The 11558-nt window shown below is 38.9% G+C and carries 9 protein-coding genes; 3 read left to right on the forward strand and 6 right to left on the reverse strand.

Annotation, left to right across the window (positions count from 1 at the left end):
* The first annotated feature begins 90 nt into the window (after nucleotides 1–90).
* Entirely contained in the window at nucleotides 91–1503 is a 1413-nt protein-coding gene (bioA, locus tag ACRWQL_RS03430) for an adenosylmethionine--8-amino-7-oxononanoate transaminase (RefSeq protein WP_434952364.1), read from the forward strand.
* A gap of 328 nt (nucleotides 1504–1831) precedes the next feature.
* Here the strand turns inward: bioA and ACRWQL_RS03435 are convergent, their stop codons facing one another.
* From ACRWQL_RS03435 to ACRWQL_RS03445, 3 genes are all read right to left on the reverse strand, one after another.
* Nucleotides 1832–3865 (reverse strand): alkyl/aryl-sulfatase, encoded by a 2034-nt coding sequence (locus tag ACRWQL_RS03435; RefSeq protein ID WP_434952366.1) that lies wholly within the window; start codon nucleotides 3863–3865, stop codon nucleotides 1832–1834.
* A 512-nt stretch (nucleotides 3866–4377) separates the two neighbouring features.
* The gene (locus ACRWQL_RS03440) at nucleotides 4378–4968 is read right to left on the reverse strand and encodes a DUF6151 family protein (RefSeq protein ID WP_434952368.1); all 591 of its coding nucleotides are present in this window, start codon (nucleotides 4966–4968) and stop codon (nucleotides 4378–4380) included.
* A 154-nt stretch (nucleotides 4969–5122) separates the two neighbouring features.
* Nucleotides 5123–5560: an acyltransferase gene (locus tag ACRWQL_RS03445; RefSeq protein ID WP_434952370.1), complete on the reverse strand. Its 438-nt coding sequence runs from the start codon at nucleotides 5558–5560 to the stop codon at nucleotides 5123–5125.
* 657 nt (nucleotides 5561–6217) lie between these two features.
* Here ACRWQL_RS03445 and ACRWQL_RS03450 point away from each other — a divergent pair.
* Nucleotides 6218–7105: an SPFH domain-containing protein gene (locus tag ACRWQL_RS03450; protein ID WP_434952372.1), complete on the forward strand. Its 888-nt coding sequence runs from the start codon at nucleotides 6218–6220 to the stop codon at nucleotides 7103–7105.
* 144 nt (nucleotides 7106–7249) lie between these two features.
* On the opposite strand, the gene ACRWQL_RS03455 is transcribed toward ACRWQL_RS03450, so the two are convergent.
* The 3 genes from ACRWQL_RS03455 to ACRWQL_RS03465 are packed head-to-tail and all read right to left on the reverse strand — an operon-like array spanning nucleotide 7250 to nucleotide 9831.
* Entirely contained in the window at nucleotides 7250–7762 is a 513-nt protein-coding gene (locus ACRWQL_RS03455) for a hypothetical protein (protein ID WP_434952374.1), read from the reverse strand.
* Nucleotides 7755–9137, reverse strand: coding sequence for an AAA family ATPase (locus tag ACRWQL_RS03460; protein WP_434952376.1), 1383 nt, complete (start codon nucleotides 9135–9137; stop codon nucleotides 7755–7757). The genes ACRWQL_RS03455 and ACRWQL_RS03460 overlap by 8 nt, the downstream gene beginning before the upstream one ends.
* 43 nt (nucleotides 9138–9180) lie before the next feature.
* Entirely contained in the window at nucleotides 9181–9831 is a 651-nt protein-coding gene (locus tag ACRWQL_RS03465) for a class I SAM-dependent methyltransferase (RefSeq protein WP_434952378.1), read from the reverse strand.
* Between the two features lie 456 nt (nucleotides 9832–10287).
* Between ACRWQL_RS03465 and ACRWQL_RS03470 the strand changes: the two genes are divergently transcribed.
* A complete protein-coding gene (locus tag ACRWQL_RS03470) occupies nucleotides 10288–11481 on the forward strand; it encodes a class I SAM-dependent rRNA methyltransferase (RefSeq protein WP_434952380.1) in 1194 nt (397 codons plus the stop codon).
* The last annotated feature ends 77 nt before the right edge of the window (nucleotides 11482–11558 follow it).

Raw genomic sequence — 11558 nt, forward strand, 5'->3', positions numbered from 1 at the left:
CCTTTATTTTGATTTTATGTTGGCTAGGATACCTGTAGCCCGTAAACTGTCAACGCAGCGCCTACCACCAACTTTACTAATGGTTACTTTATGAGCAACTCGAGCGTGTCACAACAACCAAAAACCGAATCAAGCATTGATTACGCATTTGACCGCCAGCATATTTGGCATCCTTACACGTCAATGACTCAAGCTATGCCTGTTCATGGTGTGGTGTCTGCGCAAGATTGCGAACTCGTGCTGGATAATGGCCGTAAGTTAATTGATGGCACAAGCTCGTGGTGGGCATGTGTCCACGGTTATGGTCACCCGCATATTTTGGCTGCGATGCAACAGCAGCTTCATCAATTAAGTCATGTGATGTTTGGCGGTATAACCCATCAACCCGCTATTGACACCAGTAAGTTGTTAGTCGAAATGACTTGCTCGAGATTAACCAAGGTATTTCTGGCTGATTCAGGCTCTATTGCAGTTGAAGTGGCATTAAAAATGGCACTGCAATACTGGCAAGGACGTAATCAGCCTAACAAGCAAAAAATAATGACCGTAAAACGTGGCTATCATGGCGATACCTTTGCCGCCATGAGCGTATGTGACCCTGAAGGCGGTATGCATACTATGTTTGGTGACAATGTCACACAACAAATCTTTATTGCTGCCCCGCAAACCCCGTTTGGCTTCAGTGCAGCATTAGACCCTCAATTACCTTTAAATGATCAAGACTTAGCCATTGAAGATGAAACCGCATTAATAACGGCTTTTGAAACCCACCATCAAGATGTGGCCGCGATTATTATCGAACCCATTATGCAGGGCGCTGGCGGAATGCGCTTTTATTCTCCGGCATATTTAACCCGATTACGTCAGCTATGTGATCAGTTTAATGTCTTACTGATATTAGATGAAATCGCCACAGGCTTTGGTCGCACAGGTAAATTATTTGCCTATGAGCATAGCAATATTGAGCCCGATTTACTGTGCTTGGGAAAAGCGCTAACCGGTGGTTACATCAGCCTTGCTGCGACTATGTGCAGTGATGAAGTCGCCAAAGGGATTAGTGACTCGCCCGCGGGGGTATTTATGCATGGGCCGACGTTTATGGCCAACCCCCTCGCCTGCGCCGCAGCAACAGCTAGCTTACAATTAATTAATCAACAGCAATGGCCAGCGCAAATCAATATGATTGAACAACAAATGATCACTGAGCTTGCAGAGGCAATTGAATTTGAGCAGGTAAAAGATGTACGCATATTAGGCGGCGTGGGGGTGATTGAAATGCGCCACACAGTCAATACCGCACAATTACAGCAGGCTTTTATCGCGCAAGGGGTTTGGGTTAGACCTTTCAGCAATTTAATTTATATTATGCCGCCCTACACCATTAGCTCTGCGCAATTAAGCCAATTGACCCAAGCAATGAAAGTGGTCGCCGCGAGTATCACAGAACCGCAAAGGGTCGCACCGAAAAAAGTGACTAAAAAGGAATTTATTAGCCATGGGTAAACTAATAATAGACAGTTTTATATCGGTGCTATCAGCATCTTAATGAGCGATGCTATAAAAATGATAACTCACTTAATACTAATTATATTATTAGCGATAATCAGTATAAATACATAAGTAGGATGGATTGCTGCAAGAATAACTAGATTAATGAGCACATTAACAAACCGTTAAAGCTTACTATAAATATCATTTAATATTAGTTAACATAAAAAAGGTTCACCCTAATTATAGGTGAACCTTTTTCTTACTTAGCTTACTTAGCTTACTTAGCTTACTTAGCTTACTTAGCTTACTTAGCTTACTTAGCTTACTTAGCTTACTTAGCTTACTTAGCGATAGTGCCTGGTAGCAACTCAAATGCCATAGAGAAGTTAACTACTGAAGACATTAACTCATCTATCGCCTTGCGGTCACCGTCAATTTTAACTTTACCAGCCTTAATTTTGTCATCAAAACTTTTCGCGCCCATCATCACATCGTTTAATTCAGCACGATCAATGGTAAGGGTCAAGTCAGCTTTGTCAGAATGAATACCCTGGATATTGGTTAGTGCAGAGTTACTTAACTCGACAAGGTATTTTTCATCATTATCTGGGGTAACCAAATTAATAATATAGTGTTTACCTGCTGATTTTTCGGTATCAAGACGCACACCAAGAAAATCAAGCCATAATCCGGTAGACATACCTTTGATCATATCTGGACCTGTCGACTTTGGAGAGCTACCTGTAGGCATGCCATTACGAAGCTCATAGGCTGCGGCAAGAAAGCTGTTTCGAACACTCGGGCTTTCTTTTTGATAACCAATTTGTTCAAACACATCGGCTAGTAAATCTTTTGCCTGTTGGTTCTTAGGCTCTGCATAGACTAACTTGTTAAGAATTTCAGTTGCATGAAAATATTTACCTTGGTCAAACAACTGCTTTCCTTTAGTGATAATCTTAGCGCTGCCGCCCATCATCTCAACATATAAAGGTGCAGAATCTTCAGGTGACAAAGGCATTAAGGTTGCAGGGTTTGCATCCCAATAACCTAAATAACGATTCAATACTGCGCGGCTATTGTGCTCTTCAGAACCATGATAGCTGTGTGCAGACCATTGTTGACGTAAGCTTTCTGGAAGCTTATAAACATTATGAATTTGATTAATTGTCACACCCTGGTTGGCCAAATGTAGCACTTGGTTATTTAGGTGGGCATAGGTATCACGTTGAGTTCGCATTATTTCTTGAATACGCTCGTTACCCCAACGAGGCCAAGAGTGTGAAGCAAACATAACTTCGGCATCTTGTCCAAATTTATACAAAGAGACGTTAATTTGCTTAGACCATTCCAATGCATCACGTACTAATGCGCCACGTAAGGTATAAATATTGTGGATAGTACCAGTAATATTTTCTGCAGCCCAAAACGCTTTCATATCTGGGAACCAAGTGTTCATTTCTGCAGGGGCTTCTGTACCTGGCGTGCTTTGGAACACCATCTTAACGCCATCAATTGTCATATCAGTGAAATCTTGCTTAATAGTCACGTTAGGCTCAATCAAGCCTAAATTACCCGCAGCAGTATTTTTACCGATAGACTGATCGACGTGTCCATACGGACTGCGCGGTAACAATACACCATATTGGAAGAACATACGGCGAGTCATCGCATTTCCCGCCATCACGTTTTCAGCAATCGCATGATGCATGAAACCCTCAGGGGCTATGATTTTAACCTTACCACTCTTTACATCTTCTTCATTCACAACACCACGCACACCACCAAAATGATCTCCATGAGAATGCGAATATACAACGGCGACAACTGGGCGCTCACCCAATTGCTCATTAATAAATTTCAGCGCTGCAGCAGCGGTTTCTTTAGCTGTTAACGGATCAAACACAATCCAGCCGGTATCACCTTTAATAAAACTAATATTGGCTAAGTCATAACCACGGACTTGGTATATTTTGCCCGGAAGCACTTCATACAAACCATAAGCCATATTTAATACAGCTTGACGTTGTAACGATGGATTGATTGTATCGAAGGTTGTACCTTCATCAAGTAGCCAGTCGTAGCTGCCCATATCCCAAGCAACGTTGCCCGCTTCAGCCATAATTTGCTTATAATCAGGTGCAGCAATAAAACCTTTTTGAGCTTCCTCAAAATCACGTTTATCTTCAAATGGAAGTGTTTTACGTAATCCATTTTGCAAGTCTATGGTGAATTTAGAAGGCGCTTTACCTTTTTCATCAAAATGCTTAGTAGGGTCACTTTTTATAACGTCTCCGCCACCAGCAGCCATAACAGACGATACGGATAAACCCATTACCGCTGATGCAACTATTACATTAATTAGCTTTCTAATCATAAAAACACTTCCTTAAAAATTAAAGTTAAATTTCCATTTTGATTGATTTGATTGATTTGATTGATTTGATTGATTGATTTGATTGATTTGATTGATTTGATTGATTTGATTGATTTGATTGATTTGATTGATTTGTTACGAAAGTAAGTCAAAAAGATCGATTGATTTTCGCAAGTTAAACAGTATCAATGCTTTACTTCAGCGAAAAGACGCATCCAAGCAACTTATTTATAACATATCAGTGCGGTTTTTAGCGGGGTAAAATAGACTTGTTGAAATAAAAAACAATACTTGAAAACAGAAGTAGTGACAAAAAGTCTTAAGCCGTCAAAGGTTAAGGCTGTTTAATGACGTAAAGTGCTCAATTTAATGTTGGGTGGAAATGATTAATAAGTCGAGTTTGCTAGGTCTAACCATCTTCAATTACCATTCAGAGCAGGTGAATAAAGCGTGGTTTACTGTTTAATATTTAGCCGCAATCGTGGGTCACCAAATTGATGGTAGCTAGCTGATTAGTCGATTTCACCCTTTGACAAAACTTTAACCTTTGCTACCGTTTCGTTTCCATTGAAAAAGGGGGATGGACTACTGCTTTTCCTAAATAGACCCTTTAGCATAAAACCTATTATTTTAGGCATGAATGACATAGGGAACTTAGAGTAAGCATCCTTAGGCATTTCTCCTATTGAGTGTTTACCAAATGCCTTCATGGTAACAGGCCCTAATATTTCTAACTTTTCTTGCTCACTTGCTAATTTCATTAGTTTTACTGACACACCTATAAATGGGATCTTTGCTGAACTCATTGTGTTAGCTAATGGCATATTGCAACATCTTGTATGCCAACGATATATACCTTTATCTTTTAATTGTACGCCACCGATCTTGTCTTGCCCTTCAGTAATTTTCATAAATTCTGGATAAGTCTGGAAAAGTTCAGACCCGCCATGCTCATCCAAAATATTGTCACTATTCTTTAAATAAGAGGCGAACTGTTGGCAATCGCAACACAGGCAATGTACGTGAAAAAATGATCCAGGAACCACCCTAATATTACCTTTCACTGTTCCACATAAACATTCTAGCTCAACTATTTTTGACATGTCATTTCCTCGTGATAAACGCCAGTATAAGTAGGAGTAACACTAGCACCTAACGAAACTGTACAATAACTTCAACAGCAAAAACTAACTAAAAAACGAACACATGAAATAGTATGTTGTCTAAAAAGAGAAATTCTATAGCCTCAACGCCTAATTAGACATACTGACGAGTTAAAACTAAGCATACCGCTATGATTGATATGTTTATTAATGCTCGAACAAGCCAATGATGCTCACTGTATGAAACACCAAATTTCTTTGTCACTAAAACCATAAAACTCATTAAGATAAACCAGGGTGTAAAATAGAACGTAAACTCCAACTTTACCAAAGATACCGCCAAATCGTGTAATGCACCACTAACAGCGAAAGTCAAAATAATTGCTAACCACATAGGAAGTAAATCGCTCAATGGCTTCATTATTTTGCGAGAAAGATAGTAACCCCATATTGGATTCCAATACTGCCAAAATAAATAGAATGAACTTGCACCTAACGAACGCTTGAGCATATTAGTCATTGACCCAGGCGCACCAAGTGCTACGCCATTACGCTTTTTTACGTACTCTGATAATGTAATAGATCTATGCATGCTGACCCTGTATGCCTAACAAGCCTGTGGAATTGCTCGTTTTACATTTATTTTATTAATTAATAAACGATATCTGAGTTTCTATTTTCATTCAATTATTTAGTCTGGCGGTTTTTTATATTTTAAATAGCGGTCTTGTGAAGGATTGTTCGCGGTATAGGTGAAGCTTTAGAGGTCTTTTTAAGGTTAAAAGGGCTCTAGCCTACCCAGAGAAAGCGTAGAAATGCAAAAGAGTAGAAATGCCACCCATGATGTTGAAGTCATAACATAACGTCTTTCGTTTTAGTGACTAACACTGACTCTCAATTCCGCAAAATGGCTCAGAAACTAAATTCAACACAGCAAAAAAGCGTGATATCAATCAAATATGAAAAGGATGGTTATTGGGGATAAGATTAAAAAGAATGCATAAGCACAAATATCGATGGCAAAGATGGTAGCCAATTAAAGAATACGGGCATAGACCCACTCTCGTCGAGGCTCAAAGTTTTCACCTGTTGAGTTATCAAACCGCACCCGAACAATAGTGACAACTTTCTATCATCGATATTTTTTGTTGCTTACTGCCACTGGGATAGATAATCTCTTTGATTCAAGCTGTTAAGTTTAAACTCTTTTATACCGACTCATACTTAAAATAAACGCAAAGGATGCAAAATGTTAAATAATGAAGTGAAGCTTTCCTCAGTACTTACCGCCGCTAAAGTGATCCCCCTTGTTGTGCTAATTACTGTGTTAACAGCCTTATTTGGTAGTTGGTATACGGTCGACCAAGGTGAGCGTGGTGTGATATTACGGAACGGTAAAATTATTGGCACCGCAGAGCCTGGCTTAGGTTTTAAGATGCCGATGATTGACAGTGTGGTAAAAATATCAACTCAAACTCACACCACAAGTTATCAATCTTTGCAGGCTTATAGTCGTGATCAGCAGCCAGCAACTCTGCGCGCTTCAGTGACTTTTAGTATTCCGCCAGATCAGGTTGAAGCTGTTTACGCTAACTTTAAAGGCATCGATTCTTTAGTCGCCCGTTTGTTAGATCGCCAAGTACCGACGCAAGTTGAAAACATTTTTGGTAAATACACTGCAATTTCAGTGGTACAAGAGCGTATTAAATTCGGTATTGATGTCACTGAAGCTATTAAAAAATCGATTAAAGGGCCGGTAGAAATAACTTCTGTTCAAATTGAAAATATCGACTTCTCTAATGCTTATGAAAAATCTGTTGAAGACAGAATGCGCGCTGAAGTTGAAGTACAAACTCAGCTACAAAATTTAGAAAAAGAGCGTGTAAGTGCTCAAATCGCAGTAACACAGGCGCAAGCGGAGGCTGACTCACAATTGGCTCGCGCAAAAGCAGAAGCGGAAAGTATTCGAATTAAAGGTATCGCAGAAGCAACAGCAATTAAGAGCCGCGCTGAAGCATTAGCTCAAAACCAAAACTTGGTTGAACTGACCAAAGCGGAACGTTGGGATGGCAAGCTACCAACAACCATGTTGCCAATGGGCACATTACCGTTTATTGACGCTGTAAAAACCAAATAATAAAGTGGAGTAGCAGGAGCACAATGCCTAATTTTTTGCCACTCCAGCGCGTTAACAAAACCCTTCAATAATTTAATCAATGTGGTCAATCATGGTTGGCCACAAAAACCTAGTCATATATGGACATGTTGTTTGTTCATGTTATTATTTGGTTTTATAAAACTGATGATTCTCATCCAAAAATACAACATAGAAAGTATTATAATCAAAATTATCTTTTATCGTTTCATCTAAGTTATCAGGAACTAAAAAACCGATTAATCGAGTATCATTATCTATTCTAAATCTAGCCCACCAAACATCTTCAGGTACATAAGGCGGGTGAATAAAGTCAGAATTTTTTGGAAATGTTTTATATACTTCCAAACAGCTCTGCCGTGTTCCTTTTCCACCACGTTTCCCTTTACCTACTTTTTCTTTTTCCCAATGTTTCAAAGACTGGCGTGAAAATTCTTTTATTTTATTCATTAGCTTAACTAATTTACTATTACCTTCCGCCTTATTCCAATCAATAAAGTCTTGTCCTGGAGGGTTAATATCTAGATACGAAAAATTGAATTTTGATCTGCTTAATATATCGCAATCACTTAAACTATCCTGTGGAATAGTAGCAATAAATAGTTCTTTTTTGGGTGATCTTGAAAAGTTTTTACTCATTTATTAAATCACTCCAGCCATCTGCAATCCTTGATGCTAAACCATGTATGTTATTAGGTACGCCGCCGATTTTCCCTTTATTGTAAAGAGGAGATATTGGACGATCATTCCTTAATAAGGAAATATCATCTAATCTGAAACAATAGCTTTCATTGTTTTCTTTGTTTACAAGCACTGTTCGGTAACGTCCTAGGGAATCGATAATTTCAGTATTGTGAGCAGTAATTATTAACTGTGCATTGTTTGTATTTATTTTCGGGTTTGTAAATAGCTCCAATATTTCTGGAAGTATCATTGCATGAAGGTGAGTATCAAATTCATCTAGAACTAATAAACTCCCATCTTTTATTGCTAGCCAATATTTATGTAATACCACAAATAATGCTTTTGTTCCCATAGATTCATGAGAAAGTCCAATAGAAAAATCTATAGCTCCATCACTATGAAGAAACAAAGGGTAATAAGTCGTATCTCCAGTTTCAGAGTCAGTGGTTTCCTCAATAGTGATATTTGAAATCCCGTCATCTACACTTTCAATTACCTTTTTAGTGAATTCAAAAGCATCTTGATTGTTGTGATAGAATTCACTGACAACGAGATAGTTTTCATTCTCAATATTACGATAACCGTTGTAGCCAACGTTAAACAGAATCCTAGTGAAATTCCAATTCATTGCTTCAAGATCTGGCATTTCAGTATTGAAATCAAAATCATCAGTAACGCTGATGATTGATTGATCTGATTTCAACTTCAAATTTTTAAGCTCAGAAAACTCTTTTAAACAATTAGTTATTTTGTTTTTTTCGCGAATTAAGCAAACTACTTCTTTCTTATGTTTCCTGCGAATCTCCTCCCGTATAATCCCTGAGCGCTTTATATCCAGCTCATAATAATACGTAGTACCTCTTCTTATGAATTCAATATAAAACTCAGTAATTTCATCATTGTCCATGAAACTTGAAAAGGGCAGGTCTATTTGAGAGTTTTTTTTCTTTGAACCACTTGTTGTCACCATTCTCTTAGAACAAAAGCAATATAAGAAAGTAATCGCTTTTAGAATATTGGTTTTACCTGAACCATTTGCTCCTTTAATGCCTAATACTCTTGAAATATTAGTTAAATCAGTGTCATCAAGGGTTGCATCTTTTCCTAAAAAGTTAATTTCGACACCTTCTTTAAAACTATAAAAATTACGAAAGCCAAATTTTTTAATCATTATTGCACGACTCAAATGAGACAAATTACTGTACTCGTATTGTACATAACATGAAAAAAAACTAAAGTCATAAATGCTTTTTCTGTCTAATTTGTCAAAAAATCTAGATATCAACTTGTCATTAACTTTAGTTTCTTCGATGATAACAATCTTTAACAATTTACTTTGACACCCATTATTATTGCAGACCCAAAACACCAAATTAGCGCACAAACTTGAGTATATGGCCTTTAAAGGGATTGATAAGATATTCAGTATGGATAGGTTTTAAATGAACCGACGTAAAGCCAAATTCAATCATTTTATTGGTAAGCTTATTTTTATTTCCCCGACCAGGGTCAACCAAAATCATTTCACAATGGGGCTTAGCGTGCTCGTTAATAAAGTTAGCTAATAGCTCTACGTGTTCATCTTCGTACAATAAATCACTGCCAATAATCATGTCGAACAAACCTAAACTGTCGTCATGGCTTGCCCAATCAGTTTGTTGATAGGCAATGGGTTTATCTTGATTTAACACCGTATTTCGAAGTAAAAACTTACCGACTTCGGGGTGATAATCTGTGGCGGTGATATCAGCATGTTTTTTATTAAGCATTAAACTGGTTAAAGCCATACCACAGCCGATTTCAAGTATCCGTTTAATTCCCGTATCGTAATCGGAGATGTAATGCGCTAACACTAAACTTGAAGGCCAAATAATGCCAAATATTGGCCATGTGGCGGATGAAATACCGAGTTTTTCAGCAATGCCTGCAGGATCATTAAATTCTTGATTATCGCGAAGCGTACACAGATGAATGTCGGTCTTACCAAACTCAACGGTTTGGTAACGTAAGCGTAGATTTGTCATGTGGCGGCCTAATAATTGGCGCTCAGCCAGGTATCTTTGATAAATGACAAAACGGGATGAACGTTCAAAGTATAGTAAATCAGCAGAAAGGCAATGTATTTAAATTATAGTACCGAGAAAAAATAATTTATTATCAATATTTTAGCCATAAAAACCCTATTGATACGGCTACCTAACAGATACAAAAAACACAACAATATCAGTGTTTGACCAAGGCTATATCAAACTGACTGCGTGCTACATTTAGCTCACATTAGCAGCAAACCATAAAAGCGTACTTATAATCGATTAATTGTCAGGTTTTTAACGCCCAAATACGCTATGATCCCCGCCACGACTTTGCGACTTAACTGGCTATTCGCTAGCACTTAATTATCAATGGCCTTGAACGGTATTCTGCCTCGATAATCGCACTGTGCACCACTTTCTCTTTTACATTTTAAATTAGGCAACACCATGGCTATCAGAATTAAACTTAAACCCGGCCGCGAACGTTCATTGGAACGACGCCATCCTTGGATATTTTCTAACGGTATTCACAACGTTAATGGCGGCAAGCCACAGGCGGGAGATACGGTTGATGTGGTCGGCCATGATGGTCGTTGGCTAGCACGCGGTGCCTGGTCACCTGAATCACAAATTCAAGTGCGCATATGGACCTTCGATAAAGAAGAAACCATTGATAGCGATTTTTTTGCTAGACGCATTAAAAGAGCCCAAGCTGGACGTGATGAATTGATACGCGAGCAAGGTTTAACCGGTTATCGTTTAATTGCTGCAGAATCTGACGGCTTACCCGGCATTACCATTGACCGTTATGCCAATGTGCTTGTCTGCCAATTACTCAGCACAGGTGCTGAAAAATGGCGCGACACTATCGTCGAGCTGTTAGCGATTCAATATCCTGATTGTGCCATTTATGAACGCTCTGATGTCGACTCAAGAAAAAAAGAAGGCCTCTTGCCCGTCACTGGATTACTGCACGGTGAACTGCCACCTATGCCGGTTATCATTGAAGAAAATGGGATTAAAATTGCTGTCGATGTGGTAAAAGGCCACAAAACAGGATTTTATCTGGATCAACGAGACAACCGTGCCATGGCTGCGCGCTTTGTTAAAGGCAAATCAGTGCTTAACTGTTTTTGTTACACGGGCACTTTCGGTTTATACGCCGCTAAAGCGGGTGCGGCGAGTATTGAAAACGTTGATGTATCATCCCTGGCACTGCAAACTGCCCGCGACAATATGGCCATCAATGCGCTAAATGATGACCATGTCATTTATAATGAAGCTGATGTGTTTAAGTTACTGCGCCAGTACCGCGATGAAGGTAAAACCTTTGATGTCATCGTGCTTGACCCACCTAAGTTTGCCGATAACAAATCGCAACTCGATGGTGCATGTCGCGGTTATAAAGACATTAATATGATTGCGATGCAGCTGTTAAACCCTGGTGGCATGTTACTGACGTTCTCTTGTTCAGGTTTGATGCAGTCTGACTTATTCCAAAAAGTGGTTGCTGATGCGGCACTTGATGCCAAACGTGAAGTGCAATTTGTTGAACGTATGCACCAAGCTAGCGACCACCCAATAAGTAGCGCTTTTCCTGAAGGCTACTACCTTAAAGGCTTAGTTGCCAGAGTGTGGTAAATAATCACGTTAATGAGTAACAACTACCCAAAGGGAGCATTAATTGCTCCCTTTTTTATTGGTTATCTGCTCTGGGC

It is taken from the genome of Shewanella sp. HL-SH4 (assembly GCF_051164845.1).
GTDB lineage: Bacteria > Pseudomonadota > Gammaproteobacteria > Enterobacterales > Shewanellaceae > Shewanella > Shewanella glacialimarina.